The organism is Corallococcus sp. AB038B (assembly GCF_003668955.1).
Taxonomy (GTDB): domain Bacteria; phylum Myxococcota; class Myxococcia; order Myxococcales; family Myxococcaceae; genus Corallococcus; species Corallococcus exiguus.
On the sequence record NZ_RAWO01000017.1, the window covers coordinates 53668 to 80625 of the forward strand.

The 26958-nt window shown below is 69.9% G+C and carries 21 protein-coding genes; 7 read left to right on the forward strand and 14 right to left on the reverse strand.

Features of this window, described 5'->3' with window-relative positions:
- Positions 1-209 precede the first annotated feature (209 nt).
- Genes D7Y04_RS38895 through D7Y04_RS38905 form a run of 3 tightly spaced genes read right to left on the reverse strand, consistent with a single transcriptional unit; the run spans position 210 to position 3054 of the window.
- The gene (locus D7Y04_RS38895) at positions 210-1871 is read right to left on the reverse strand and encodes a DUF6178 family protein (RefSeq protein WP_233601788.1); all 1662 of its coding nucleotides are present in this window, start codon (positions 1869-1871) and stop codon (positions 210-212) included.
- A 38-nt stretch (positions 1872-1909) separates the two neighbouring features.
- Positions 1910-2530 carry a ribosome biogenesis GTP-binding protein YihA/YsxC gene (gene yihA / locus D7Y04_RS38900; protein WP_120596270.1) on the reverse strand — a complete coding sequence of 207 codons (621 nt, stop codon included), beginning with the start codon at positions 2528-2530 and terminating at the stop codon, positions 1910-1912.
- An 11-nt stretch (positions 2531-2541) separates the two neighbouring features.
- Positions 2542-3054 (reverse strand): multiheme c-type cytochrome, encoded by a 513-nt coding sequence (locus D7Y04_RS38905; protein WP_121762611.1) that lies wholly within the window; start codon positions 3052-3054, stop codon positions 2542-2544.
- Between the two features lie 135 nt (positions 3055-3189).
- Between D7Y04_RS38905 and D7Y04_RS38910 the strand changes: the two genes are divergently transcribed.
- From D7Y04_RS38910 to D7Y04_RS38935, 6 genes are all read left to right on the forward strand, one after another.
- Positions 3190-3672 carry a hypothetical protein gene (locus tag D7Y04_RS38910; protein ID WP_120575603.1) on the forward strand — a complete coding sequence of 161 codons (483 nt, stop codon included), beginning with the start codon at positions 3190-3192 and terminating at the stop codon, positions 3670-3672.
- A gap of 3 nt (positions 3673-3675) precedes the next feature.
- Positions 3676-4272: a dephospho-CoA kinase gene (gene coaE / locus D7Y04_RS38915; RefSeq protein ID WP_121762612.1), complete on the forward strand. Its 597-nt coding sequence runs from the start codon at positions 3676-3678 to the stop codon at positions 4270-4272.
- Between the two features lie 23 nt (positions 4273-4295).
- Entirely contained in the window at positions 4296-5465 is a 1170-nt protein-coding gene (locus D7Y04_RS38920) for an SDR family oxidoreductase (protein WP_169830541.1), read from the forward strand.
- A gap of 545 nt (positions 5466-6010) precedes the next feature.
- Complete coding sequence (locus D7Y04_RS38925; RefSeq protein ID WP_147477287.1) at positions 6011-11158, forward strand: myxosortase-dependent M36 family metallopeptidase; 5148 nt, start codon at positions 6011-6013, stop codon at positions 11156-11158.
- A gap of 122 nt (positions 11159-11280) precedes the next feature.
- Positions 11281-11676 (forward strand): MaoC/PaaZ C-terminal domain-containing protein, encoded by a 396-nt coding sequence (locus tag D7Y04_RS38930; RefSeq protein ID WP_120596265.1) that lies wholly within the window; start codon positions 11281-11283, stop codon positions 11674-11676.
- Between the two features lie 2 nt (positions 11677-11678).
- Positions 11679-12161: a MaoC family dehydratase N-terminal domain-containing protein gene (locus D7Y04_RS38935; protein ID WP_120596264.1), complete on the forward strand. Its 483-nt coding sequence runs from the start codon at positions 11679-11681 to the stop codon at positions 12159-12161.
- A gap of 18 nt (positions 12162-12179) precedes the next feature.
- On the opposite strand, the gene D7Y04_RS38940 is transcribed toward D7Y04_RS38935, so the two are convergent.
- The 11 genes from D7Y04_RS38940 to trmFO all read right to left on the reverse strand — a co-directional run bounded on the left by D7Y04_RS38940 (position 12180) and on the right by trmFO (position 26279).
- Positions 12180-12956 carry a tetratricopeptide repeat protein gene (locus D7Y04_RS38940; RefSeq protein ID WP_121762615.1) on the reverse strand — a complete coding sequence of 259 codons (777 nt, stop codon included), beginning with the start codon at positions 12954-12956 and terminating at the stop codon, positions 12180-12182.
- A 3-nt stretch (positions 12957-12959) separates the two neighbouring features.
- Positions 12960-14807 carry a molecular chaperone DnaK gene (gene dnaK / locus D7Y04_RS38945; RefSeq protein WP_121762616.1) on the reverse strand — a complete coding sequence of 616 codons (1848 nt, stop codon included), beginning with the start codon at positions 14805-14807 and terminating at the stop codon, positions 12960-12962.
- 18 nt (positions 14808-14825) lie between these two features.
- A complete protein-coding gene (locus D7Y04_RS38950) occupies positions 14826-16145 on the reverse strand; it encodes a DnaJ domain-containing protein (protein ID WP_121762617.1) in 1320 nt (439 codons plus the stop codon).
- A 92-nt stretch (positions 16146-16237) separates the two neighbouring features.
- A complete protein-coding gene (locus tag D7Y04_RS38955) occupies positions 16238-17464 on the reverse strand; it encodes an aspartate aminotransferase family protein (RefSeq protein ID WP_121762618.1) in 1227 nt (408 codons plus the stop codon).
- 59 nt (positions 17465-17523) lie between these two features.
- Complete coding sequence (hslU, locus tag D7Y04_RS38960) at positions 17524-18921, reverse strand: ATP-dependent protease ATPase subunit HslU (protein WP_120598348.1); 1398 nt, start codon at positions 18919-18921, stop codon at positions 17524-17526.
- 12 nt (positions 18922-18933) lie between these two features.
- Positions 18934-19461, reverse strand: coding sequence for an ATP-dependent protease subunit HslV (hslV, locus tag D7Y04_RS38965; protein ID WP_120575592.1), 528 nt, complete (start codon positions 19459-19461; stop codon positions 18934-18936).
- Positions 19462-19541: 80 nt separating this feature from the next.
- Positions 19542-19931 carry a DUF1801 domain-containing protein gene (locus tag D7Y04_RS38970; protein WP_233601789.1) on the reverse strand — a complete coding sequence of 130 codons (390 nt, stop codon included), beginning with the start codon at positions 19929-19931 and terminating at the stop codon, positions 19542-19544.
- Between the two features lie 24 nt (positions 19932-19955).
- Complete coding sequence (locus tag D7Y04_RS38975) at positions 19956-20858, reverse strand: tyrosine recombinase XerC (protein WP_121762619.1); 903 nt, start codon at positions 20856-20858, stop codon at positions 19956-19958.
- A 63-nt stretch (positions 20859-20921) separates the two neighbouring features.
- The gene (locus tag D7Y04_RS38980) at positions 20922-23195 is read right to left on the reverse strand and encodes a kinesin (RefSeq protein WP_121762620.1); all 2274 of its coding nucleotides are present in this window, start codon (positions 23193-23195) and stop codon (positions 20922-20924) included.
- Between the two features lie 103 nt (positions 23196-23298).
- Positions 23299-24918, reverse strand: a complete 1620-nt coding sequence (locus D7Y04_RS38985) for a PD40 domain-containing protein (RefSeq protein ID WP_121762621.1) — start codon at positions 24916-24918, stop codon at positions 23299-23301.
- The gene (gene trmFO / locus D7Y04_RS38990; RefSeq protein ID WP_121762622.1) at positions 24915-26279 is read right to left on the reverse strand and encodes a methylenetetrahydrofolate--tRNA-(uracil(54)-C(5))-methyltransferase (FADH(2)-oxidizing) TrmFO; all 1365 of its coding nucleotides are present in this window, start codon (positions 26277-26279) and stop codon (positions 24915-24917) included. Before trmFO ends, D7Y04_RS38985 begins: the two co-directional genes overlap by 4 nt.
- A 228-nt stretch (positions 26280-26507) precedes the next feature.
- Between trmFO and D7Y04_RS38995 the strand changes: the two genes are divergently transcribed.
- The gene (locus D7Y04_RS38995; RefSeq protein WP_120598353.1) at positions 26508-26900 is read left to right on the forward strand and encodes a TraR/DksA C4-type zinc finger protein; all 393 of its coding nucleotides are present in this window, start codon (positions 26508-26510) and stop codon (positions 26898-26900) included.
- Positions 26901-26958 lie beyond the last annotated feature (58 nt).

Below are 26958 nucleotides of genomic sequence, written 5' to 3' on the forward strand. Positions count from 1 at the left end.
CCCCTTCGCTGTCGGTCGCTCGTCCCGTCACACGCGTGCCCCTGGCCCTCGTGGATTTCCGTCTGCTGTCTGCAAACAGCGGTTTGCAAACAGCTAGCGGGCGAGGGGCAAAGCAGCGCGCGTGCCAGAAGATGGCAACGCGGGAGGCCTGTATCTTCGGGAGGTTGCGGGCTCGCCCGCGACCGCCGGGCCGGGCAAGGCTGAAAAAGCTACGGGACCGGAGCGCTCTCCATCGGTAGGACCGCGGAGGCGATCAAATCCAAACGCCCCTCGCGCAGCCACGCCGGCCCCAGCTCCGACAAAAGCCGCGCCAGCGTGACGTTCACCACCCGACGCAATTCCTCACGCGCTGTCTCCGGCACCACGGGCGAAAGCGCCGCCACCGCGCGCTCCGCCGCGCTCGCACGCAGGCGAGGCACATCCGGGGTGCCTTCGAACAGGCGCTGGCCCAGCTCCACCGTGCGCCCCAGCGGCACGGGCCGCACGTCCACGCCCTCCTCCAGCACGGCCATGGACACGACCGCCGCCCACAGCCGCTCCACGCCCAGCACGTCCAGCGACACACCGAAGCGCGCCAGCACCGTGTGCGCCGCTTCCTCGGATCCGCCCAGGAGCGCGCCCAGCGCCGCCACCTGTCCCTCCGCGCGCGCGAGCAGCCCTTCCGAACCGGCCACCTCCCGCAGCGAACGGAACGGAACGGGCTCCGCGCCCGGGACGCGCAGCGCCCGCCGGGGACGCTTGCGCCGCAGGGACTCCAGCGCGGCGGCCTCCTCCGGGAGCACCAGCGGCACTTCTTCCAGCTTCATGAAGGGCGCCTTGAAGAGGCGGTCCGCGCGGTACTTGAGCTGGAGCGTCAGCGTGAAGCCCACCTGGAAGACGCGGCGCAGGGGCGTGTCCCGCAGCACGTCCGGCGCCTTCGAGGGGTCGGCGCCCGTCAGGTGCTCCAGGCCCAGCGACAGGTAGTCGCGCACCCATTCGCCCACGCGGCGCACGGCGTCCAGGTCGCCCGGGTCGCCCAGCTCCGCGACGAGCACCGCGTTGGCCACTTCCCGCAGCTCGTCCTCCGCGTTCATCCGCTCCACGTCGGACAGGTCCCGGAAGGCCGCCTCCAGGTAGTCCAGGTGGCCGCCCGTGGCGGTGAGCGCGGGCGTCCCGGGCCCCGTGGGGCGCGGCGGCACGTCCACGCGGCTGAAGAGCGCGAGCGCGTCCTCCAGCGACGGGAAGCCCAGGTCGGACAGGCGCGCGCGGCGGAACTGGAACGCGGTCTCCTCCAGTTCGGAGGGGATCTCCCAGCGCACGGCCTCGAAGAGGCGCACCGCTTCGAAGGGGTTCTCCGCGATGAGGTCATTGAGGAGCGCGCGCATGGCGGACATCTCCACGCCCTCCACCTTCACCTCCACCAGGTAGCGCCCTTCCGGGGTCTCCATCGTCATGCCCTGCGGGTTGACGTCCGGGTTCTCCTCCAGGTCGTGGACGACGGTGAACTCCTTGAGGAGCGTCTCCACCACCTCCAGGTCCACCGCGTGCACCTTGCGCAGGAAGTCCTCCTGCTCGTCGCCGCGCGCGGCGCGCAGCCAGGTGAGCACCGCGTGAGGGTCCAGCTTGTCCTTCGCCCAGCCGCCCAGGTCCACGAAGGTGCGGAACTGCGCGGGCGACGCCAGCTGTACGAGCTCCGTCGTGTCCGCCAGCCCCACCTCCTGGATGGTGACGTAGAGGTCCTCCGCGGGCAGGGAGCGCACCAGCGCGGGCGTGTCCTCCGCGTCGAAGAGCGCCGCCACCCGCTGGCGCGGGGACAGGCGCATCAACCGCTGACGCTCCTCGCGAGGCGCGAGGGGCGAACCACCACCATTCGTCTTGCCGTTCTGGGACACGCTGGGGGTGCTACCACAGCGCGCCCGGGCGGGCAGCCTCAGACGCGGGTGGCCTTGCCGAAGGTGTCCAGCAGCGTGCCCCAGACCTCCTCCACGCCCAGCTTCTCCGTGGAGGAGAACGGGATGACCGCCTCGCGGGGCAGCTCCAGTTGCTCCGCGACCTTGTGCAGCCGGGGCTTGCGCTGCGCCTTCGTCAACCGGTCCACCTTGGTGGCCACGACGAGGATGCGGCGGTTGTGCTCCTGGAGGTAGTCCAGCGTCTGCATGTCCTCCGGCGTGGGGCCAATCTCCGCGTCGATGATGCTCACCACCACCTCCAACCGGTGCCGGTTCTTGAGGTAGGAGGTGATCATCTCCTGCCACTGGGCCTTGTCCGCCTTGCTCGCCTTGGCGAAGCCGTAGCCGGGCAGGTCCGCCAGCCGCACCGTGTGGCGCACGCCGTCGCGGTCCAGGTCGATGTCGAAGAAGTTGAGCGTGCGGGTACGCCCCGGCGTGTTGGACACGCGCACCAGCTTCCGCCGGTTCGTCAGGGCGTTGATCATGGACGACTTGCCGACGTTGGAGCGGCCGACGAAGGCCACCTCCGCGCCGTGGTCCGTGGGCAGCCCCTTGAGCTCCACGGCGGTGGTGACGAAGCGGGAATCGAGGATCTTGATCAAGCGGAGGTCACTTACTTCTTCGCCGTGGCCGGAGCCGGCGTGGAGGGGGCGGCGTCCGCCCGGGTCTGCTGCTTGCGGGCGCGCTCGGCGGACCAGTGGTCGATGGCCTTCAGCGCTTCCTTGAAATCGAACGGGCGCAGCGACGGCGAGGACGCGTCATGGCACGTGCGGCACTGCTTCTCCGACGGGTCCACCAACCCCACCAGCCGCGCCAACTCCGGGTCCTTCATCACGTAGGACGGCGAGTAGTACTGCCCGCCGCCATGGCATGTCTCGCAGGTGACGGCCGCCAGCTGCTGCTCCGTCTGGTCCGGCGCGTGGCAGGACAGGCAGCGCGCGTCCTTCTTCTGCCCTTCCGCCAGCGTCTCGGTCGCACGGGCGTGCTTGGACTTCATCCACGCGTCGTACGCCTCCGGGTGGCAGCCCTTGCAGCTGTCGGGGCCCGTGAAGTCCGCGGCGCCGGCGAGGCCGCCGGAAACGGCGAGCAAGAGGGCGGAAAAGACCCGGAAGGCACGAGAAGACATGCCTTGAGCACGTAGCAGAGGCCCCTGGAGGGGGCAAGGCGTCTCGTTCGTGATTGAATACCGGGCGGACAGCTGCGTGGCTTGAGGTAACGGACCTTGAGGCGTGCCTGCCTGATCCGCTAGGGAGGAGTCGAGATGCGCACCCCCGTGATTGCCGTCCTGTTCGCCGTTGCCGTCGCTGCCGTCTCCCTGCCTGCTTCCGCCAAGCCGTGGCAGGGCATCGAGCCCGGGTCCTCCAAGAAGGAGGACGTGGTGAAGAAGTTCGGGGAGCCGTCCCGGACCATGAGCCAGGAGGGCAAGGAGATCCTGGCCTACTTCGCCAAGGAGGCCATCAAGGGCACCACCCAGGCCCAGTTCAAGGTGGACCCGGCCACCCAGATGGTGGAGCGCATCGACGTGTTCCCGGGGCCCGTCATCGAGAAGGACACCATCGAGAACAGCTACGGCCCCGCGTGCCCGGCCGGCGCCATGCCCGCCACGCCCTGCTACCTGCGCAAGCTGACGGACGACTTCCGCACCTACTTCCTCTACGTGAAGCTGGGCGTGGCCATCTTCTTCAACGAGGACGGCAAGACGGTGCAGTCCTTCGTCTTCACCACCCCCAAGGCCGCGAAGTAGCCCGTGCACGTCTTCGGACTGACGGGCGGCATCGCCTCCGGCAAGAGCACGGTGAGCCGGATGCTGCGGGAGCTGGGCGCGCGCGTGCTGGACGCGGACGTGCTCGCCCGCGAGGTGGTGGAGCCCGGCACGCCCGGCCTGAGGCGCATCGACGAGCGCTTCCCCGGCGTGGTGGGCCCCGACGGCCGTCTGGACCGGGTGAAGCTGGGCGCGCACATCTTCGCGAACGCCGAGGAGCGGGCCGCCCTCAACGCCATCGTGCACCCGGAGGTGCGCGCCCTCTTCCTCCAGAAGCTCCAGGCGCTGGAGGCGGAAGGGATCACCCACGCCGTCTACGACGTGCCGCTGCTCATCGAGACGGGCCTGCACACGGCCATGGAGGGCGTGGCCGTGGTGTGGGTGCCGCGCGAGGTGCAGAAGGCGCGGCTGATGACGCGCGACGGGCTCCTGGCGGACCAGGCGGAGGCGCGGCTTACGGCGCAGATGGCGCTGGACGACAAGCGCGCGCACGCGACCTGGGTCATCGACAACAGCGGCGCGCCGGAGGCCACCCGTCCACAGGTGGAGGCGGTGTGGCGGGCGATGCTCGCACACGGCTGACGGGCGGTTATGCTGCGCCGCGCATGAGCGAGACGTCCAAGACGCGGCAGGGCCCTGGCACCTACTTCATCACCGGCTACCCGGGCTTCATCGGCAAGCGGCTGGTGGAGCACATCGCGCGGGAGGACCCGAAGGGGCACATCTACGCGCTCGTGCAGCCCAAGGCCTTCAAGGAGGCGCAGTCGCTCGCGGCGAAGGTGAAGGGCGCGCGCGTGGAGCTGCTCACCGGTGACGCGGTGGACATGCACCTGGGCCTGTCCGGAGAGGAGTACCAGCGCCTGTGCGAACGGGTGACGGACATCTTCCACCTGGCTGCCGTATCGCAGCTGGGCGTGCCCAAGGAGACCGCGTGGCGGGTGAACGTGGACGGCACGCGCAACCTGCTGGAGCTGGCGCGCGACTGCGAGAACCTCTCCCGCTTCAACCACTTCTCCACCTGCTACGTGTCCGGCGATCGCGTGGGCGTCATCGCCGAGGACGAGCTGGACCGGGGCCAGTCCTTCCGCAACGCCTACGAGGAGACGAAGTTCCAGGCGGAGCGGCTGGTGCAGCGCGCCTCCGCCACCCTCCCCGTCACCATCTTCCGTCCGTCCAGCGTGGTGGGCGACTCGCGCACGGGCGAGATCGATCGCTTCGAGGGTCCCTACTACCTGGGCATCCTGCTCGTCACCTCCCCGCTGGTGGTGCCGCTGCCCCTGCCGGGCAACGGCGTGGCGCCGCTCAACGTCGTCCCGGTGGACTTCGTGGTGGAGGCAGTGTGGCGGCTGTCGCGTGACGCGCGCGCGAAGGGGCGCATCTTCCACCTGGTGGACCCCAACCCCATGAGCGCGCGGCGCGTGTACGAGCTCATCGCGGAGAAGTCCCACAAGCGGCTGCCGCGCTTCAACCTGTCCGCGCGCGCCGCGGACGTGATGCTGCGGCTGCCCGTGCTGGAGAAGCTGGCCCGGCCCCAGCGCGCCGCCATCAGCTACGTGAACCACCTGGCCATCTACAACTGCCACAACACACTGGAGCTGCTCGACGGCACCGGCGTGCGGTGTCCGCCGCTGTCGTCGTACCTGGATCAGCTCGTCGCCTACGTGCGGGAACAGTACAAGCAGCGCAAGGAGGGAGCGGAGGTCGAGGATCCTCTGGACCACGGTCCACTGCCGTCTTCGGATGACGCCGCGCCGGCACCGCGCTCGCGCCGCTGAACAGGGTTTGGGCCCGCAGGCAAGGTGCGGCGCGCCACGTGTCACACGCTCGCGCCCGCCTGGCCGCTACGGCTTATTCCAGACTGCCAATTGTTACTGGGTTGCTAACGCAAAATTGAGGGGGACCCCCTCTATGCAACGAAACAGTGTCCTGGTTAGCATGCGCTCCCACTGAATCTGGCGCGGTGAAGACAACCGCGGCCAGAAGAGTGGGTTGGAGAGCAGCGCTTGCCGGTGACCGTAGACAGTCGATTCGGATGGGCCGCCCCGGGTTCGGGTGTGGCGCCTCGACTGTCCAGCCTCTCGCAGCGCTTCGCACCCGCCCTGCTCGCCTCGCGCGTGCCGCCTTTCCACGCTGAGTTCCCCGCTCACGTCGCCAATGCGACCTGTGGCGTTGGGCTGCGTTTCCTATCGGGCTGTTGTCCACCCAGGGTCCACCATCCGTAAGGAGCGGCCCGCCTCCCCCGGCGGACTTCTCCTGTCGCAGTCGTCGTCACTCGCAGTCCCCTCGTCCTGCAGTTCATCACCCCCAAGAAGGAAGGCGCATGCGTCTCAGGGAAAAGCTTTTGACCAGCCTGCTGCTGGTGCCCATCGCGGGTACCAGTGCGTGGGCCAAGGAGCGGTCGAACTTCGACGCGTTCCTGGAGCAGCGGGACTCCCGCTCTCTCGCCGTGGATTCGAACACGGCGGTGTCCCGCGGGCTTCGCATCGAGCAGACCGAGCAGCGGCTCGGCGTGCCTACGTTCGCCTGGGCGACGCAGGATGGTGCGCAGTCCAAGTCCGTCATCCGCGCCGGCATGACGGCGGAGAACGCGGCGCGCGCGCACCTGCAGTCCGTGGCGGACAGCTACCGCCTGACGCGTGACGACGTCGCGGGCGCCAACCTGCGCTCCATGCACAACACCGGCAAGGGCGCCATCATCGCGACCTTCAACCAGTCGGTGGGTGGCATCCCCGTCTTCCGCAACGAGATCAAGGTCGTCATGGGCCAGGACCTGCGCCTGGTGGCCGTGAGCGGCTACCTGGCCCCGTCCGAGCTGGCGCTCACCGCGCGCAGCAAGGCGCGCGCCGGCTTCAACCTGGGCGCCGCGGACGCGGTGTCCGGCGCGTTCAAGGACCTGACGGGCTCCGGCACGCAGGCCACCTCGTTCATCAACGCGGGCACGAAGGGTGACTACACCTTCTTCGAGCTGTCCCCCGCCACGAAGTCCGCGCTGCCGCAGGACCTGGCCGTCCCGGCCCGCGCCCGGCAGGTGTTCTTCATGCTGGCCGGCAACCTGGAGCCGGCCTGGTACGTGGAAGTGAACGCGGGCCCCAAGGCCGCGCGCTCCAGCCAGTACTTCGGCTACGTGGTCTCCGCGGCCACCGGCAAGGTCCTCTTCCGCAACGACCTGTCCGCGGACGCGGGCACGGCCTTCACGTACAAGGTCTGGGCGGACCAGGCGTCCCCGTTCATCCCGGAGGACGGTCCCCAGGGCAACGACGCGACCCCGCACCCCACGGGCACCCAGGACGGCTACCAGGCCCCGCTGAACCGCCCGGCGAACGACATCACCCTGGCCAACAGCCCCTACAGCAGGAACGACCCCTGGCTGCCGGCCAACGCCACGCAGACCACGGGTAACAACGTGGACGCGTACGCGGACCTGGAAAAGCCAGACGGCTTCCAGCCCGGTACGAGCGACAAGCGCGCGGAGACGACGAGCGACAACACCTTCTCGTACGTCTACGACACAACCAAGGCCCCGGGCTTCAGCACCGAGCAGACCAAGGCCGCGGTGGTGAACCTGTTCTACGTGAACAACTTCCTGCACGACTGGTTCTACGACTCCGGCTTCGACGAAGTCGCGGGCAACGCCCAGTCGTTCAACTTCGGCCGTGGCGGCGTGGAGAACGACCCCATCCAGGCCCAGGCGCAGGACTACGGCGGTCGCGACAACGCGAACATGAGCACGCCGGCCGATGGTGCATCGCCGCGCATGCAGATGTACGTGTTCAACGGCACGCCGGTGCTGTCCGTCACGGCGCCCGCGTCCCTCGCCGCCGTCTACGAGGCCTCCTCCGCGAGCTACGGCACGCAGGCCTTCGACATGCCGGGCGAGATCAAGCCAGCCCCCGCGGAAAACCCCCTGGGCTGCGAGCCGTTCGATGCCGGCTTCTTCACCGGGAAGGTCGCGCTCATCGACCGCGGCGTGTGCAACTTCGTCATCAAGTCGCTCAACGCGCAGAACGCGGGCGCCATCGCCACGATCATCACGAACAACTCGCCCGGCAGCCCCATCTCCATGGGCGGCAACGGCATTGATGACGCCAAGGTCGAGACGCCGTCCCTGATGATCACCCAGGAGGCGGGCAATGCGTGGAGGGCGGCGACCGAGCCCATCACCGTGACGTTCCTGCGCGAGCCGAACCAGGACCGCGACGGTACGCTCGACAACGGCATCATCGCGCACGAGTGGGGTCACTACATCAGCAACCGCCTCATCGGTAACGCCGCGGGCCTGAGCAACAACCAGGGCCGCTCGATGGGCGAGGGCTGGGGCGACTTCCACGCCATGCTGATGCAGGTTCGCGAGTCCGACCGGACCAAGGCGGGCAACGGCAACTGGCAGGGCGTCTACAGCACCGCCGGCTACGTCACCAGCGGTGGCAAGAACCAGGGCTACTACTTCGGCATCCGTCGCCTGCCCTACTCGACGGACATGAGCAAGAACGGCTACACGTTCAAGCACATCGCCAACTTCACCCCCCTGCCCACGGACGCGGGCACGCGCACGGACATCAACAGCGAGGTCCACAACAGCGGTGAGGTGTGGGCCACGGCGCTGTGGGAGTGCTACGCGAGCCTGCTGAACGCGCACCCGTTCGCGGAAGCGCAGAACCGCATGAAGCAGTACCTCGTCGCGTCCTACAAGGCGACGCCGAACGCGCCGACCTTCACGGAAGCGCGTGACGCGGTGCTGGCCGTCGCGCTCGCGAGCGACCCGGCGGACTACCAGCGCTTCGTGGCGGCCTTCGCCAAGCGCGGCCTCGGCTTCGGCGCCAAGTCGCCGGACCGCGACGCGTTCGACCACATCAGCGTGACGGAGAGCTTCGCCACGGGCGGCAACCTGGAGGTCACCGGCATCACGCTGACCGACAGCGTGTCCGGCTGCGACCAGGACGGCATCCTGGACATCGGCGAGCAGGGTGAGCTGAAGATCACCGTGCGCAACGTGGGCGGCAACGGGCTGAGCGCCTTCGCCGGCACCGTCAGCAGCACCAGCACCACGGCGACGCTGGAGTTCCCGAACGGCGGCGCGATCAACATCCCCGCCCTGTCGCGCGGTGCCTCGGCCACGGTCACCGTGCCCGTCAACGTCACCGCGGTGTCCGGCACGCCCGCGCGCGCCGGCATCAAGGTCGCCTTCGACTCCACGGAGATCCCGGCGGGGGCGAAGACGGCGACGTTCGATCCGCGCGTCAACTACGACAACGTTCCCACCACCAGCGACACGGAGACGTTCGAGTCCGGCCTGGCCGGGTGGACGGTGTCGCAGAACGTGTCGCCCTCCGGTGACTGGACGCTGTCCGGCACGCCGGAAAACCGGTTCGCGAATGGCAGGGATCCGGGGACGATCGCGGAGACCACCATCACCAGCCCCTGGCTGACGGTGGATGACGCGGCTGACTTCGTGATGAGCTACGACTACCGCCACTCCTTCGAGTTCGACTCCAACGCCTCCTACGACGGCGCGGTGCTCGAGTTCACGGTCGACGGCATCGACTGGATCGACCCCTGGGACCTGTACCCGGTGGTGAACGCGGAGGTGGGCTACGTGGACTACATCGCCACGGGCGGCGGCAACCCCCTCGAGGGGCTCCCCGCGCTGGCGCAGGTGAGCCCGGACTTCCCGGACTTCTCGCCCGTGAGCATCAACTTCGGGACCTTCTTCCCCGACCTGGAGCTCAAGAACGTCCGCTTCCGCTTCCGCATCGGCGGTGACGTGGCCGTCGGCGGGTACGGCCTGGACATCGACAACGTGAAGTTCGAGGGCGCCACGGCGGTGTTCTCGGGCCAGGCGGATCAGCCGGCCTCCACGGGCGCGTGCAACGTGCCTCCGGTGGCCAACGCGGGTCCGTCGCGCGTGGGCACGGCGGCGTTCGCCGAGGGCACGCTCGTCAGCGGCGTCCTCAACCGCGCCACCATCACCCTGAACGGCACGGGCAGCTTCGACCCGGACGCCGCCGCGGGTGAAGCGCTCACCTACAGCTGGACGCAGACCGGTGGTGCCACGCCCGTCTCCCTGAACGGCGCGGACACCGCGACGCCGAGCTTCGTGGCGGACGTGGACTACACGGACACCCTCACCTTCCAGCTCGTCGTCACCGACGCGACTGGCAAGGCGAGCGCCCCGAAGACGGTGGACATCCAGATCAACAACGTGAACCAGCTCCCGGTGGCCGCTGCCACCGCGCCGGCGACGGTGAACGAGCGTGACACCACGCCCGTGACCCTGGACGCCTCGGGCTCCACGGACCCGGACGTGATCCACGCGAACACGCTGACGTACTCCTGGGCCCGGACGGGTGGCACCACCCCCGCGGTGACGATCACCAACGCCACCCGGGCGAAGGCCACGTTCCTGGCTCCGGAAGTGACGGCGGACACGCAGCTGAACTTCACGGTCACCGTGACGGACAGCAGCGGTGCGAAGTCCAGCAAGGCCGTCGCCGTGACGGTGAAGAACGTGGACCGCGCTCCGGTGGCCAACGCTGGCGCGGACTTCGAAGCGGATGCCCGCACCACGGTGACGCTGACCGGCGCTGGCTCTGATGCGGACGGCACGGCGGTCACCTACCTGTGGGAGCAGACGGGCGGCGCCGACGTGACGCTGACGGGTGCGGACACGGCGACGGCGAGCTTCACGGCGCCGGACGTCAGCGCCCCCACCGAGCTCACCTTCAAGCTCACGGCGACCTCCGGCGGCCAGTCTGGTTCCGACCTGGTCAACGTGACGGTGCGCAAGGCCAACCGCCACCCGGTGGGCCAGGCTCCGTCCGCCGTCGACGCGGATGAGGGCAGCAACGTGGAGCTGGACGCTTCCGGCATCACGGATCCGGACGGCGACGCGCTGACCTACACCTGGGCCCAGCTCGGTGGCCAGCCGGTGACGCTCGACAGCACGACCGCGGCGAACGTGAAGTTCACCGCGCCGCAGGTCCAGGTCGATACGGCCCTGGCCTTCAGCCTGACCGTGACGGACTCCGACGGCGCCGTCGCTGGCCCGTACGTCTACACGGTCAACGTGAAGCAGGTGAACCAGGCGCCGGTCGCCAAGGTCCGGGTCATCTCGGGCGTGCGTGGCGGTGAGCTGGTGAAGATCGACGCCGCGACGTCGACGGATCCGGACAACGAGACGCTGACCTACGCCTGGGCCCAGACGGGTGGCCCGTCCGTGACGCTGACCGGCGCCAACGCCGCCGAGGCCAGCTTCACCCCGCCGGCGAAGAAGACGCTGGAGAACTACGCCTTCACCGTGACGGTGAAGGACGCGGCCGGTGCCACCAGCACCGCCGAGATCAAGGTCTCCGTGCCGAAGGCCGACGACGACGGCGGCGGCTGCTCCTCCACGGGCGGCTCCGCTGGCGGCATGGCGCCGCTGATGGCGCTGTTCGCGGCGATGGCGTTCGCTCGCCGTCGCAAGGCGTAAGCCGGCGCTTCATCCTGAAGCCCTGAAGTGACGAGGGGCGGTCCTCACGCGAGTGGGGGCCGCCCCTTCTTCATTTCCCGTGGGCATCCACGGACGGGGGATGCGGTAGGCTCGCGCGCCTCATGGCACGCACGTTCCAGGTGGGAGACACCTTCACGCACGTCCGCCAGTGCGACCGGCTGCGGCCGGTGTATTACGCGGGCGCTTCCGGGGACTACAACCCCATCCACATCGACCCGGAGGTGGGCCGGCAGGCCGGCTTCAACGGCGTCATCCTCCAGGGGCTCTGCACGCTGGGCTGGGCGGTGGAGGCGGTGGCCGTCTTCGTGGGAGACCCGGGGCTGGTGCGCCGGGTGAGGGTGCGCTTCTCCCGGCCGGTGCTGCCGGAGGACACCGTCACCTTCCAGGGCCGCGTCACCGCGGTCGCGGACGGCCGGCTCACCACGGAAGTCACCGCCACCAACCAGCGCGGCGAGCCCGTCCTCCGGGGCGCCGTCGTCGAAACCTCGCTCGGATAGCCATGGCCCTGGACCCCAAGTTCGTCGGCCGTGCGTACGGCCCCTTCACCTATGAGATTGGCCGGGAGAAGCTGCGCGAGTTCTCCCTCATCCTCGGCGGCTCCGTGCCCTCCGCGGGCACCTTCGGCGAGCCCCCTGCGCAGGTGAGTCCCCTGCTCTACTCGCAGGAAGCGGCCCAGGAGGGCCCGTACGGCGACGTCATCGCCTTCCCCAGCTTCGCGGTGGTGTTCGCCATCCGCCCCTTCAGCGCCGCCATCGCGGACCCGGAGCTGGGCGTGGACCGCGTGCGGCTGGTGCACGGGGAGCAGGAGCTGGAGTTCCTGGGCGTGATGCGCCCCGGGGACGTGCTCACCACCACGGGCGAAATCACGGAGCTGTACCGCAAGGCCGGGATGGACTTCCTCGTCGTCACCACGGAGACGCGCAACGCGAAGGGCGAGCCCGTGGTGCGCGGCGTGTGGACGGCCGTCATCCGCCCCGCGTGACGAAGAAGCCGCGCGCGCCTACTCGCCGGGGGCGATGATGCCCTCGTCGAGCAGCTGCGCGAGGATGCGCGCGGTGTCCAGGCGCGACATGCCGGACAGCGCGAAGAGGTCGTCGAAGCTCACCGCGCCGTCAATCTGCGCCAGCACGAAGCCCGCGCGGTGGTCCAGGTTGAGCCAGATGATGTCATCCGGCTGCAACCGCACGCGGGGCATGCGGTGCAAGTCCCCCAGCCGCGCCTCCAGCATGGCCACCAGGATGCGCTCGCTGCGGTCGCGCAGCGCCTCCACGCGCGGGTTCTCCGGCGCCAGGAACTGGGCCCGGCGCAGGAGCTCCACCGCGCCGGAGTGGTCATCCAGCGCCAGCAGGTCCTCCGCGCCCCGCAGCAGGCTCTCCACCTCCGAGCCCTCCGGCAGCCCGCCCACCGGCGTGAAGGTGTCCGGCAGCCCGAACTCCTGCGTGCGGTGTGCCTCCGCGATGAGGTCCAACGCGTCGCCGCGCACGCCCGTGCCCTCGGGCAGGCTCACGGATTCACGCAAGGGGGCCTGCACCGGGCCGGGCTCGGAGGGGCCGGCCCAGACGCCCCAGTCCGCCTCCTGGTCCGGGCCCGTCAGGTTCCAGCCGGTGTCCCCGCCGGCCTCCACCGGGCCGTCCCGCCCCAGCAGCCGGCGCGCGCGCGCGTTGCCCGGGTCCAGCTCCAGGGCCCGGGTGAACAGCTTCTCCGCGCCGGCCATGTCGCCACTCAGTCGCAGCAGCAACCCGGCTTCGACCAGCGCCTTGGCGCGGAGCGCGTTCATCGACTACCTCCCCGGCGTTCCGCGCGGGCCGGCCGAGCGCAACAGCGGCAGGCTCTGGGCCAGGGCTTCGCAGGCCCGGGTAAGCGCGCCCACGTCTTCCACGCCGCGCGCCTGACGCGCGGAATCCAGGGCGGCCTCCGCGCGGGCGATGACGTCCGGCGACAGGCCCCCGGCCCCGGGCATGAGCCGCACGCGGGAGAGCGCGTCCACCAGGTCGCGGGCCAGGATCTCCAGCTCCACGCGCTTGGCCTTCAGCTCCTCGGTGTTGCGCGCCGCCACCAGCCAGTCGCGCTGCTCGTCCATGATGCGGCGCAGCTCGTCCTCCGTCAGGCCGCTGGAGGCGGTGACGGTGATGGACTGGCGCAGGCCCGTGTCGCGGTCGCGCGCGGACACGGACACGATGCCCTCCGCGTTGATGTCGAACGTCACCTCAATCTCCACCTGTCCGCGCGGCGCCTCGCGCAGGCCGGTGAGGAGGAACTCGCCCAACAGCTCGTTGTGGTGCGCGAGCTCGTGCTCGCCCTGGAGCACCATGATCTTCACCGTGCGCTGGAAGTCCTTGGAGGTGGCGAACACCTCCGTGGCGGACGTGGGCACGGTGGTGTTGCGCGGAATCAGCCGCCGCACGTAGCCGCCAGCGATGGCCACGCCCATGCTCTGCGGCGTGACGTCCAGCAGCAGCAATTCGCTCTGCTGGCCCACCAGCGCGTACGCCTGGATGGCGGCGCCCAGGGCCACGACCTCCTCCGCGTGCACGCCCTTGCAGGGCTCGCGGCGGAAGTACTGGCGCACCTGCTCCACGATGCGGGGCATGCGCGACATGCCCCCCACGAGGATGACCTCCTTCAGGTCCGAGGGACGCACCTTCGCCTCGCCCAGCACTTCCGACGTGATGCCCACCAGGCGCTCGCCCAGGTCCGCCGTGAGCTCCTCCAGCTTCTCGCGGGTGAGCGTGGACTGCAGGTGCAGCGCGGCGCCTCCACCCGGCGGCGTGCAGATGAAGGGCAGGTGCACCTGCGCCTCCTTCACCGACGACAGCTCCACCTTCGCCTTCTCCGCGGCGTCCTTCAGCCGCTGCAGCGCCATGCGGTCCTTGCGCAGGTCGATGCCGTGTTCCTTGGCGAAGCCGAACACCATCCACTCGATGATGCGGTGGTCCCAGTCCTCGCCGCCGAGGAAGGTGTCACCGCCGGTGGCCACCACGTCGAAGATGCCGTTGTTGATCTCCAGCACCGACACGTCGAAGGTGCCGCCGCCCACGTCCAGTACGGCGATCTTCCCGTTCACCGTGCGGCCGAAGCCGTAGGCCAGCGCCGCCGCGGTGGGCTCGTTGATGATGCGCAGGACGTCCAACCCCGCGATGCGGCCCGCGTCCTTGGTGGCCTGGCGCTGGCCGTCGTTGAAGTAGGCCGGCACTGTGATGACGGCCTGGGTGACGGGCCGGCCGAAGTGCGCCTCCGCGTCCGCCTTCAGCTCCGCCAGGATCATGGCGCTGACCTCCGGCACGGCGAGGTCGCGGCCCGCCAGCCGGACGCGCACGTCGTCGTGCGCGCCGCACACCACCTGGTACGTGAGCGCGCGCAGCGCGTCCTGCACCGGGTGCGAGGAGAACTTGCGGCCGATGAGGCGCTTGGCCGCGGACACCGTCTCCTGCGGGTTGGTGATGGCCTGCCGCTTGGCGATGCCGCCCACCAGGCGCTTGCCGTTCTTCGACACCGCCACCACGGACGGCGTGAGGGGCTGGCCGGTGCGGTTCTTGATGATGACGGGCTGACCGTCCTGCACCGTGGCGACGAGGCTGTTCGTCGTCCCCAGGTCGATGCCAATCAGCGGTTCGGGCTCAGCAGCCATGGGGACGCATGCACCTCATCACGTGAACGTCCAGCGCAGCTTCTTGAGGGCGGCGCGAGCGTCGGCGTTGTCGGGGTCCAGGCGCACGACCTCCTCGAAGTGGTGCTTGGCCTGCTTCTTCTGCCCCGCCACCAGGAGCACGTGGGCCAGCAGGAGCTGGTAGTCCACGCGCCCTGGCTTCAGCTCCACCGCGCGCTGCGCGAGCTTCATCACTTCTTGCGCGTCCTGCGCCAGCTCCCGGCCCACGCGCGCCGCCTGGAAGGCCGCCTCCGGGTTGTCCCCGTTGAGCGACACGGCCAGCCGGTAGGCCGCCTGCGCCCCGGCGAAATCGCCGCGCATCTCCAGCTCCTGTCCGCGCTCCACTTCCGCCTGCGCGCGCGTCAGGTCGTGCTTGCGGCGCGCCTCCACCAGCAGCTGCGCGACCTCGCGGTTCTTCGGGTCCAGGCCCAGCACGTGGTTGAAGTCCTGGTAGGCCCGCTCGAAGTCACCGCGCGCGGTGGCCGCCCTGCCCCGGGCGATGAGCTCCGTGAGCTTGTGGCTGCGCGCCATGTACGGGTGGCGAGCGAAGCGGGCCTGGCGCTCGGCGCGGCGGGCCTCGGATTCCGCGTCGTCCGGGGGCGGGGCGGCGGGAGGCGGCACCGTGGCGAACGAGCCCGAGGGCGGGCGCGCGCCCGAAACGGCGGGGGGCATCACCGCCGCGAAGCTGCTGCCGGACGTCGTCCGCGGGGGCGCTGCGGCCGGCGGAGGCGTCGTCGGGACGCGAGCGGCCGGGGGCGCGTCGGGGGCGCGCGCCGGTTCCTGGCGGCTGAGGGCGTTGTGGGCGTCCGTGAGGCGCTTGAAGATGCGCTCCAGCCGGGCGCGGAAGCTGCCCAGGTTCTTGCCGAAGTAGCGGTCCGGGTGGAAGCGGCGGGAGGCGTTGTAATACGCCTGCTTCACCTCCTGGGGGCTCGCGCCCCGGGCCACGCCCAGCACCGCGTGGTGGTCCATCTTCTCCAGCGAGCGCTCCATCTCGATGATGTCACGCTTCTGGTCGGGCTCCAGGTCCACCTCCTCCGCCATGGAGGCGTCCACCGCCGGGGCGGCGGACGGAGCGCGCTGCACCACCCGGGCGGGCACGATGGCCCCCTTGGCGCGAAGCGCCAGCAGCACGGCGATGGTGCGTGCCTCGCCCAGCGAGGAGCGGGACAGCACGGCGTCGATGCGTTCGACGCGGCCCACCAATGCCAGCACGGAGCCCTCCTCGGGGCTGAGCTGGAGACGGGCCGGGTCCAGGTGGGGCACCGTGGCGATGTGGTCGGTCCTGCCCCCCAGGCCGACGATGGGGTTGGGCGCGCTCAAGGTGTCAGTTCCGCGGGCTGGCGAATCCCCAAGTGTAGGTGTCCGGGAAGCAGGGCGTCAAACCTCCCGGCACCGCCAAACCGCTCCCCCTCCTACAACGTGGAGAGGACACGCTGGAGGATGCCCAGCGCTTCGTCCAGCTCGGTCCGGGTGATGATGAGGGGCGGGGCGAACCGGAGCGTCACGTCCCCGGCGGAGTTCACCAGCAGGCCGGCATCGCGCAGCTTCGCGATGACGGGGGCGACCTCCCGGTCCAGCTCCACGCCCAAGAGCAGCCCCTGCCCGCGTACAGCCTTGATGCGGCCTTCCGGCAGCGCGGCCTGGAGCGCGCGTGCGCCCGCGAGGAAATGCTCCCCCTTGGCCTGCACCTCTTCCAGGAATCCGGGCTGACGCATCAGGCGCAGCACCACGTTGCCCGCGGCGGCGGACACCAGGTTGCCGCCGAAGGTGGAGCCGTGGGTGCCCGCGGAGAGGCTGACCGCCAGCTCCTCGCGGCAGAGCATGGCGCCCATGGGCAGCCCGTTGCCCAGCGCCTTGGCGATGCTGATGGCGTCCGGCCGGATGCCGTGGTGCATGAAGCCGAAGGGCTGGCCCGTGCGGCCCATGCCCGTCTGGACCTCGTCCACGAGCAGCAGCAGGCCCTTCTCGTCACAGAGGGCGCGCAGGCCCTGGAAGTAGCCCGGGGGCGCCATGCGCACGCCGCCCTCGCCCTGGATGGGCTCCACCAGGATGGCGGCGGTGGACGGCCCCACGGCGCGGCGCACCGCCTCCAGGTCGCCGAACGGCAGGTGCCGGAAGCCCTGGGGCAGCGGCTCGAAGCCGGCGTGGTACTTCGGCTGGCCGGTGGCGGTGACGGTGGCCAGCGTGCGGCCGTGGAAGCTCTTCTCGAAGGTGAGGATCTCGAAGCGCTCGGGCTGTCCCCGGTCCTTCATCACCTTGCGGGTCAGCTTGATGAGGGCCTCGTTGGCCTCCGCGCCGGAGTTGCAGAAGAACGCGCGAGGCAGGCCCGCCCACTCGGTGAGCTGCGCGGCCAGGTCGATCTGCGGCTGCGAATAGAAGACGTTGGAGACGTGCCACAGCGTGTCCAGCTGCGCCTTGGCCGCCGCGACCACCTCCGGGTGGCAGTGGCCCAGGGCGCATACGGCAATGCCGCCAATGCAATCCAGGTACGCCTTGCCATCCGCGTCCCACACCCGCGTCCCCTGCCCGCGCACCAGGGCAATGGGTTGCTGCTTGTAGTTCTGCAGCAGGTGCTGCTTCGCCTTCTGGATGAGGTTCTCGTTACCAGGGGCGGATGCGGGGGACGGCGGCGTTTGCAAGGTGGTGTACCTCTCTCTTCCTGACGACGCGGTGTGGCGACGCGGCGGACCCTAGCGCGCTAGAGGATGTAGCGCGACAAGTCCTCGTCCTCGACGATGGCGGCCAGGCGCTCGCGCACATAAGCGGCGTCCACCTGGAAATCGCGAGGTCCCATTTCGCTGGCGGTGAACGACACGTCGTCCAGCAGGCGCTCCAGCACGGTGTGCAGCCGCCGGGCGCCGATGTTCTGCGTGCGCTCGTTGGCCTGCTGGGCGATGCGGGCGAGCTCCGCCACCGCGTCGTCCGTGAAGGACAGGCGCACGCCTTCGGTGCTCAGCAGCGCGGTGTACTGGCGCAAGAGCGAGTTCTTCGGCTCGCGCAGGATGCGCACCAGGTCGTCGCCGGACAGCGGCTCCAGCTCCACACGGATGGGGAAGCGGCCCTGGAGCTCCGGGATGAGGTCCGCCGGCTTGGAGACGTGGAAGGCGCCCGCGGCGATGAAGAGCATGTGGTCCGTCTTCACCTGACCGTACTTGGTGTTGACGGCCGAGCCCTCGACGATGGGCAGGATGTCGCGCTGCACGCCTTCGCGCGAGACGTCCGGGCCCCCGCCGCCCTTGCCGCCCTCGCGGCTGGCGATCTTGTCGATTTCGTCGATGAAGACGATGCCGCTGGACTCGGCGCGCGCCACGGCCTCGCGCTGGACGCGGTCCGGATCCACCAGCTTCTGCGCCTCTTCCGCGCGCAGCACCTGGAGCGCCTCCGGCACGCGCAGCTTGCGCTTCCGGGTGTTCTTCATGCCCGGCATGTTCTTGAACAGGTCCTGGAGGTTGACGCCGATCTCCTCCATGCCCTGGCCGCTGAAGTTGCGCATGAACGTGGGCGAACTCTCGTTCGTCTCCACCTCCACGGTCTGATCATCCAGCGTGCCGGCGCGCAGCTGGGCGCGCAGCTTCTCCCGCTCGTTCTCGCCCAGCGGCGAGGGCGCGGGGGTCGGCGGAGGCGAGAAGCCGAACGGCGGAGAGGACGGCGTGCGCGTCTGCCCGCCGTTCTTGATGAGCTCCATCAGGCGGTCCTCGGCCAGCTCCTCCGCGCGAGGCTTGACCTTCTCCGTCTCCTCCTCGCGCACCAGCGCGATGGCGGCTTCGACGAGGTCGCGGATCATCGACTCGACGTCGCGGCCCACGTAGCCCACCTCGGTGAACTTGCTGGCTTCCACCTTGACGAAGGGGGCCTGGGACAGCTTCGCCAGGCGGCGGGCGATCTCCGTCTTCCCCACGCCGGTGGGGCCGATCATGATGATGTTCTTCGGGTAGATTTCATCCCGCAGATCGTCCGGCACCTGCTGGCGGCGCCAGCGGTTTCGCAGCGCGATGGCGACGGCGCGCTTGGCGTCGTTCTGCCCGACGATGTAACGGTCCAGCTCGCTGACGACCTCGCGAGGAGTGAAGGCGGACAACTTGCGCGATTCGGCCACGGGGCGGTCCTCTCAGAGCTCTTCGTAGGTGACGTTGGCGTTGGTGTAGACGCAGATGTCCGCGGCGATGGCCATGGCCTGCGTGCAGATGTCGCGGGCGGACAATGGCGAGTGCGCCTGGAGGGCGCGCGCGGCGGCCAGGGCGTAGTGCCCCCCGCTGCCCACGGCGGCGATGCCGTGGTCCGGTTCAATGACGTCGCCGGCGCCGGACAGGATGAAGGTCTTCTCCTTGTCCGCGACGATGAGCAGCGCTTCCAGGCGGCGGAGGAAGCGGTCGGTGCGCCAGTCCTTGCCCAGCTCCACGCAGGCGCGGGCCAGGTTCTTCTGGTGCTCCTTGAGCTTGGCCTCGAAGCGCTCGAAGAGGGTGAAGGCGTCCGCGGTGCTGCCCGCGAAGCCGGCGAGCACCTGCCCCTCGCCGAGCTTGCGCACCTTGCGCGCCGTGTTCTTCATGATGGTCTTGTCGAGGCTGACCTGGCCGTCGCCCGCGATGACGACCTTCCCGTCGCGACGGACGCAGAGGATGGTGGTTCCGTGGAACATGACTGGGGGTTTAACAAGACCACCCGGCCGCCACCCACAAAAACCGCGCGGCTGTCCGCTCCCTCACCCTGCGAAGGCGCTCAGGTCGCGGTGGCTTTCATCCAGCGGCCCACGAGCTTAATCAGGGCGGCCTTCTTCGCTTTCACCGTCTTCGCGTCCGGCAGCGTCACCACGCCCCGGTCCTTCGCCAGCCACTCCACCAGCCCGGAGTCGTCCTCGAAGGCGAAGCCCGCCGCGTCCTTCACCTTCGCGCCCCGGTGGAGGATGACCTGGAAGATGCCCTTGGGGGCCAGGCGGAACGTCACCCGGTCATCACCCGAGTGCACGAAGCTGGGGGCCTTCCACTTGATGCGCTCGGTGATGCTGGCGTCGGAGGTCAGGATGGCCGCGCGCACGGTTTCGATCTCCGCCTTCAGCGGGTGCTCGAGTTCCGCCATGAACTGTTCGACTTCGCCGCCTTGGTTCGCCATCTCCGGTTCCTTCCTTCCGCTGCGTCACGCGCGCGGGTGCGCGGAGTCGTAGACCTCTTGCAGCTGTTCGAAGGTCACGTGGGTGTACTTCTGCGTGGTGGACAGGCTCGCGTGGCCCAGCAGCTCCTGGATGCTGCGGATGTCCGCGCCGCCGCCCAACAGGTGCGTGGCGAACGAGTGGCGCATCGCGTGCGGGCTCACCTTGCGCGCCAGGGCCAGCTTGAGCACGTACGCGTCCAGGTGCCTCGCGATGCTCCGGGCCGTCAGCCGGCCGCCCTTGAAGTTGAGGAAGAGCGCATCCGGATCCTGGCCCTCGCGCACCTCGGCCAGCAGCTCGCCGCGCCGCGCGAGGTATGCCTCCAGGGACCGGATGGCCTTCGCGTTGAGCGGCACCAGCCGCTCCTTGCTGCCCTTGCCCATCACCCGGACGATGCGGCTGCTGCGATCCACGCCCAGCAGGTCCAGTCCGCACAGCTCGCTGATACGCAGGCCGCCGCCGTAGAGCATCTCCAGGATGGCCTTGTCGCGAAGCCCCAGCACCGTCTTCACGTCAGGCATGTCGAGGATGGCGAACACCTCCTCCACCGGCAGCACCTTGGGCAGCGACTTCGGCAGCTTGGGGCTCTTCACCAGCTTCGCGGGGCTGGCCGGTAGCAGCTTCTGGCGCACCAGGTACTTGTAGAACGACTTGATGCTGGCCAGCCGCCGCGCGCGGCTCGAGGGCGCGTGGTCCACCGCGAGCGTGCCCAGGTAGCCGCGGATGGCCGCGTGCGTGCCCGCGAGCAGTGACAGCTTCATCCTCTCCACGAGGTAGCGCTCATAGTCCACCAGGTCGATGAGGTAGTTGCGCACCGTGTGAGGGGACGCGCCCTTCTCGCCTTCGAGGTGGTCCTTGAACTGCTGCAGCAGCGGGGACAGGGTCGACATGGTCGGGGAAGCCTAGGGGCCTCCCCGAGCCTCGCAAGATTCGCGTCGCTCCGCGAGCCCGCCCTACTTCGCGGGCACCGGAGCAGGCGTGACTGGCACCACGGGAATGGCCCCCGCCGGCAGTTCGGCGGGCGCCAGCTTGGGCAGGAGCACGCGGCAGGCGTCCTCGGACAGCCAGTGGTACGTGCACAGCCACTCCGTGACGGGCACGCGCACCTGCCAGCCCAGCACGAAGAGGATGAGCAGCGTGAGCCCGATGCGGGCCCCCATCGACATGCTCTCGGTCTCGTCGTCGTCCTGAGTGTGGCGCAGCGCCCCGCGCACCAGGTCCGCGTGGTCCACGCGCGCCCCCTTGGGCAGCTTCGGTTTGCGGGTGATGAGCGTCGCCACGCCGCGCGTGAGCATCAGCCGGTCGTTGAGCGCCCAGCCGGAGCCCTCCAGCAGCAGCGCCAGGTTGCGCCGCCGCAGCTTCAGCCACCCGAGCAAGCCCGCGGGCGCCATCACCACGATGGCCAGGATGGTCGCCGCGGTGATGACGTCCACCAGCGTGAGCGACTTCACCTGCGTGAGGATGAACGCCAGCGAAGAGCCCAGCGCCGCGAACGCGATGCCGCCCGCCGCGAGCACCCCCGCGATGCCGCCCCCCGAGGGAGCCGGCGCGGGCGCAGCGGCCGCCGCCGGGGCTGGAGCCGCCGTGGGGGCAGGCGCGGTCACCGTCTGCTTGTAGCCGGACTCCAGCGATGAATCGAAGTCCTTCTCCCCGGACGCGGCCAGCCCTTCCACCTTGCTGGTGATGAACGCGCCGATGCGCATGAACGGCATGGTCATCGACTCCCAGAGCGACACGGGCTGTCGGATGACCTGGGTGACGATGGCGTCGCTCTCCTTGCCGTCCACGTCGTAGAACACGCCGCGCTTGCCCACGACGAGCTCCGTGCTGCGGCCCGCGGTGACGGGCACCGCCACCTCGTAGCCGTCCGCGCCGTCACGGGGCAGCACCTTCACGTAGAGGATGCAGGTGGTCCCCTGCCCCGTCAGCGCCGCGTGCGCCGCGCGGTCCGTCACCAGCACGGACAGCGTGTACTTGCGCCCCGCCAGGATGAGCGTGCCCCGCTCCATCAGCGCCCGCCGCTTGGGCAGGTACAGGTTGGGCATGCTGATGAAGTTGTTGGCGAACTGCAGCAGCCAGCGCTGGTACAGCACCAACCGCTCCAGCTCCGCGATGACGTCCAGCGTGGGCTTGAGCGACAGGTCCTCGCGGCTCACCGACTCCAGCGCGTCCAGCTCCTCGTCCGACACCGTGGCCAGCGTGTCCGCCACCGCGTGCAGCGGGCTTGCCTCGCGCTTCGCCTGCCAGCCGAGGATGGCCTCCGCCTTCGCGGACAGCTCGCGCCAGGCCGTGTCCGTCAGCTTCACGCCGTCGCCCAAGAGCGGCGTCGCCACCTCCTGGTGGAAGGCCTCCAGCTTCTCGTAGCCGGCGCCGCGGTACAGCCGCGCCCACACCAGCACGCCGCTCGGGTCTGGCGGCGCGATGGGCAGCTCGTTCGCGGCCTTGCCCATGGCGCCCAGGTCACCGAGCGCGCCCTCCACCCGGTCAGCGCGCAGGCGCAGGCTGGCGGCGGCCTCTGGCTGCGCGGCCACCAGCCGGCACTGCACGAAGTAGCCGTCCAGCAGCGGCGCCACGTCGTGCACCCGCTTCGCCTGCTCCAGGCTCGCCGTGCCCCAGGTGAACACGGCATCCCGCCCGCCCAGGTGCGCGAGCAGGGCCGTGCGCTCGTCCCGGAAGCGCTTCACCAGGCCCACGTCCACGCCCGCCAGGCCCGCGCGGTTCGTCACCTGAGGGAAGGCTGCGATGATGGACTGGGCCAGGGGCCGCAGCCGCTCCGGCAGCGACACCGGCGCGATGAGGCCGTCGCCGTTCTTGCCCGCGTCGCGCAGCGCCTTGTCACTGGTGCGCAGCTGCTCCAGCGACAGGCGCGTGGTGTCCGGAGCGTCGAGCGTGCGCAGCACGAGCTCCGCCGCGCCCTTGAGGTTGGATGCCGTATCGGAGAGCGCCGAGAGTTCCAGCACGTCGCTGCCCGCGTCCGCGCCCTTGCGATCCGTCAGCCGCGCCGCCGTCCAGTCCACCGCGCCGCGCAGTTCCTCCACCCGGATGCGGCGGTTTCCGTCCGCGTCCATCAGCGTGAGGAAGCGCGGATCACACGCGATGCCCTCCATGGGGCACGCGAGCGCCGTCCACTGCGTCGCGGGGATCCTCACCGCCTCGGTGAGGGTGTTGAAATCGGGGATGTCGACCTGGAGCGAGCCGCCGTAGCGGCGATAGACGAGCTGTGCCATTCGGCGGGCGAAGACAGCACACCCTGTCCGGGTGTGCACGCCTCAACGTCCGGCCGCACCCAGGCAGGAAGGCTTGGGCGGCCTCCCTGCCCTGGGTCACCCGCTACTGCGCGGTGGCGACGGCGCTGTACACGCCGGGATTCTGCCCCTGGCCGATGATGTAGACGGCCCGCGCGTCATCCTTGCCCGCGAAGTACACGGGCACCTGCACGCCCTGGTCGAGCGTCTTCCGCGCCCCCGACTTCACGTCGTAGACCGCCACGTCGTAGGTATCCGCGTCCATGCGCGCGTACGTCGCGAGCACGCGGGCACCGTCCTCGGAGATCTTGTAGCTGAAGATGCCCTGCATCCACGTCTTCGCCTCGGCCTGCTTCTCGTTCAGGTCCACGGCCTTGAAGTCACACGCGCGGCCGTTGCGGATGCAGTTGGTGCGGAACACCACCGCGCTGTTGTTCGGCGCGAAGCCGTAGCCGAACACGCCCGGCTGCACCTTCTCCGCCTTCTCCTGGCCCAGCGCGTACAGCATCAGGTCCACGGAGAACACCGGCTTCACGAAGCGCGACAGGAACGCCACGTAGCGGCTGTCCGAGCCCCACACGAAGTTGGGCACCCGGTCCCCCACGCGCTTGGGCGCGCCGTCCGGCAACGACGCCACGGCGAGGCCACCCGCGCGCGACGGCTGATCATACTTCTCCAGGAAGGCCACCGCCTTGGAGTCCGGCGCGAACGCCATCTCCTCCACCGCCTCGCCCACCTTGCGCCCCGCGCCTCCGGACGCCGGGCCCACGTGCAGGTCGCCCAGCTGCTCCGGCTTGCCGTTCTCCGTGCGCGCCAGCCACTGGCCATCCGGCGAGAAGCCGAACGCCTTCGTCCCCGTGGCCAGCTTCGTGCCCTTCAGCGCGGGCACGTCCGCCAGGTACAGGTCATACATCCCGCGCACGGCCTCGCTGCGCACCTGGTAGGCCACGTGCTTGCCGTCCGAGGACACCTGGTAGTCGCCCACCTGATCCGCCAGCTTGCGCGGCGCTTCCGTGGAGCCCACCGTCACCGCCGCCAGTCCGCCCGCCGCCGACAGCCGGCGCTTGAAGAGCAGCGTCTTGCCGTCCGGGGTGAACTGCGCGGTGCTCACCTCGCCCGCCACGTCCTGGAACGGCCCCTGCGGCAGCTTGCCCAGCTTCAGCGTGCCCGCGTCCACGAAGGCCACGCTCACGCCGTCCGGGGACGGCAGCAGGTAGCTCACCGCCGTGCCCAGCTTCACCGGCTCCGCGCCCTCGTCCGTGAGCGACAGCACGTTCAACTCGCCGGACTGCGAGGCCGGGTTGTAGCCCGTCACGTACAGCAGGTGCTTCGAGTCCTGGGAGAACAGCAGGCTGCCCGGCACGTTCGTCACGCCGTCGCCCAGCGCGCGCGACTTCCCGCCCGCCGTCGGCACGACGTGCAGCGAGCCCATCAGCATCTGCGGCGGAATGCCGTCCAGCCGGGGCTTCTGCCCGTTGAGCAGGAACGTGGCGAACTGCCCGTCCGGAGACAGGCGCAAGTCCGCCGCGCGTCCCGCCGCGAGCAACTGCCCCTGCCCACCCACCACCGCGGTGCCCTTCGCCGCGCTGCGGACTGTGTCCCCCTGCGCGGCGCTGCGCTGGGAGGGCGCGCTGTTGTCCTCGCCCTTCTTGCACCCCGACACCGCCAGCAGGGCCAGCAGGCCCACCATCCCGGTTCGCATCATGCGCTCGTCTGTCCTTCCGTCTGGGCGACAACGCCCACGAGTGGCAGCCAGGCCGCCAGGTCCTGCTTCGCCCGCGCCGAGTAGGCCGCGCGCTTGTCCGCCTTCTTCATCCGCCCGGACAGCGGCGGGAACAAGCCGTAGATGACGTTGGTGGGCTGGTGCGGGTGATCCGGCGGGTGCGCTTCCCCGGTGAGGTGCCGGTACAGCGACCCCAGCGCCGTCGTGGCGGGGGGCGGCACGAACGCGGTGGCCGTCAGCCGCGCGTGCACCGCCAGCGCCACCATGTAGCCGCACGCCGCGCTCTCCACGTAGCCCTCCACGCCCGTCACCTGTCCCGCGAAGAACACCCGCCGCTCCGTCTTCAACGACAGGTCCTCCGCCAGCAGGCGGGGCGAGTCGATGAACGTGTTGCGGTGGATCTGCCCCATCCGCAGGAACTCCGCATTCTGGAGGCCCGGGATGCACGTGCTGAAGATGCGCTTCTGTTCACCCCAGGTCAGACGCGTCTGGAAGCCCACCATGTTCCACGCCGTGCCCGCCCGGTCCTCCATGCGCAGCTGCACCACCGCGTACGGGTCCGTCCCCGTGCGAGGGTCCTTCAAGCCCACGGGCTTCATGGGCCCGTAGGCCAGCGTTTCGTCGCCTCGCTCCGCCATCACCTCGATGGGCAGACACCCTTCGAAGTACTTCGGTTCCTCGAAGCTGTGCGGCACCACCTTCTGGCCCGCCTTCACCTCGTTGACGAAGCGGTAGTACTCGTCCTTCGTCATGGGGAGGTTGAGGTAGTCATCCCCGCCGCCCTTGCCGTAGCGGCTCTGGCGGAAGGCGATGTCCATGTCGATGGAGTCCCCCGACAGGATGGGCGCGATGGAGTCGTAGAAGTAGAGCTTCGTGCCCACGTGGCGCTCCAGGTCCACCGTGAGCGCCTCCGACGTCAGCGGCCCCGTGGCCACCACCACCACGCCGTCCTCCGGAAGCCTCTCCACCTCACCGCCGACAATCTCCACGCCCGCGCCGGACACCAGCCGGGTGGTGATTTCGCGCGAGAAACCCTCGCGCTCCACCGCCAGCGCGTCACCCGCGGGCACGCGGTGCAGGTCCGCGCTGGAGAGCACCAGCGAACCCAGCGCGCGCAGCTCCGCGTGCAGCAGGCCAATGGCGCTCTCCGGGTTGTCCGAGCGCAGCGAGTTGCTGCACACCAGCTCCGCGAGCGTGTCCGACTTGTGCGCCGGGGAGCGCTTGTGCGGCTTCATCTCGCGCAGCACCACCGGCACGCCACGCCGCGCCAGCTGATACGCGCACTCCGTCCCCGCCAGGCCGCCACCAATCACCGTCACCCGCTGCTGCTTCACGTCCGACATGCATGCCTCCGGGCCCCCGCACCGGGGCCCCAAAGGGCCCTGTTAGCAGAGAGGCCACGCCCTTTCACGTCCGCCCGCCTGCCCCACGTCCCACCATGCGTGCGGAACGGGAGGTGAGGTTTCCCCACCTGGGATCCAACCCTAGGTTTCTCGCGGTCTTCGCTCGGGACGGGAAGCGTCCGAGCGAGCGCCCTACAACCTCGAATCTGGGATGGGAGTGACGCAGCCATGAGCCGAGCCAACGACATGTTGAAGATCCGGGGCCTGTTGCAGGAGCGTCGCAGGACGACCGAGACCGCCCAGGCGGGGGCCCGCCGTGAGCTGGCCGCCCTGAAGGATCAGGAGCGTGATCCCGAGTACGAGGAACAGGCGCAAGCGGAGCTGGCGGACTACACGCTCTCCACGCTCATCGAAGCGCAGCGCCGGGAGATCATGCTCATCGACGCCGCGTTGAGCCGCATGGAGAACGACGTGTTCGGCGAGTGCGTGGACTGCGGCAACGAAATCTCGCTGGACCGGCTGGAGGCCATGCCCTTCGCCATCCGCTGTGAGGAAGACGCCGCCGTGCACGAGCAGGAGACGCGGGAAGCCGCGCGCCACGTGGGCAGCCTGTCCCTCTAGCGGAGCCGTCCAAGCGCTCCCCCGTGCGTCCATCCCGTGCGGGGGAGTCGTGTGTCCG

Bases quoted from the DNA above. Each gene is read 5' to 3' on its own strand.
- D7Y04_RS38920 (WP_169830541.1), top strand. From the start codon at position 4,296: ATGAGCGAGACGTCCAAGACGCGGCAGGGCCCTGGCACCTACTTCATC.
- D7Y04_RS38940 (WP_121762615.1), bottom strand. From the start codon at position 12,956: ATGAACGCGCTCCGCGCCAAGGCGCTGGTCGAAGCCGGGTTGCTGCTG.
- D7Y04_RS38925 (WP_147477287.1), top strand. From the start codon at position 6,011: ATGCGTCTCAGGGAAAAGCTTTTGACCAGCCTGCTGCTGGTGCCCATC.
- D7Y04_RS38905 (WP_121762611.1), bottom strand. From the start codon at position 3,054: ATGTCTTCTCGTGCCTTCCGGGTCTTTTCCGCCCTCTTGCTCGCCGTT.
- D7Y04_RS38975 (WP_121762619.1), bottom strand. From the start codon at position 20,858: ATGTCGACCCTGTCCCCGCTGCTGCAGCAGTTCAAGGACCACCTCGAA.
- dnaK (WP_121762616.1), bottom strand. From the start codon at position 14,807: ATGGCTGCTGAGCCCGAACCGCTGATTGGCATCGACCTGGGGACGACG.
- D7Y04_RS38930 (WP_120596265.1), top strand. From the start codon at position 11,281: ATGGCACGCACGTTCCAGGTGGGAGACACCTTCACGCACGTCCGCCAG.
- D7Y04_RS38935 (WP_120596264.1), top strand. From the start codon at position 11,679: ATGGCCCTGGACCCCAAGTTCGTCGGCCGTGCGTACGGCCCCTTCACC.
- D7Y04_RS38980 (WP_121762620.1), bottom strand. From the start codon at position 23,195: ATGGCACAGCTCGTCTATCGCCGCTACGGCGGCTCGCTCCAGGTCGAC.
- D7Y04_RS38995 (WP_120598353.1), top strand. From the start codon at position 26,508: ATGAGCCGAGCCAACGACATGTTGAAGATCCGGGGCCTGTTGCAGGAG.
- hslV (WP_120575592.1), bottom strand. From the start codon at position 19,461: ATGTTCCACGGAACCACCATCCTCTGCGTCCGTCGCGACGGGAAGGTC.
- D7Y04_RS38910 (WP_120575603.1), top strand. From the start codon at position 3,190: ATGCGCACCCCCGTGATTGCCGTCCTGTTCGCCGTTGCCGTCGCTGCC.
- D7Y04_RS38985 (WP_121762621.1), bottom strand. From the start codon at position 24,918: ATGATGCGAACCGGGATGGTGGGCCTGCTGGCCCTGCTGGCGGTGTCG.
- trmFO (WP_121762622.1), bottom strand. From the start codon at position 26,279: ATGTCGGACGTGAAGCAGCAGCGGGTGACGGTGATTGGTGGCGGCCTG.
- D7Y04_RS38970 (WP_233601789.1), bottom strand. From the start codon at position 19,931: ATGGCGAACCAAGGCGGCGAAGTCGAACAGTTCATGGCGGAACTCGAG.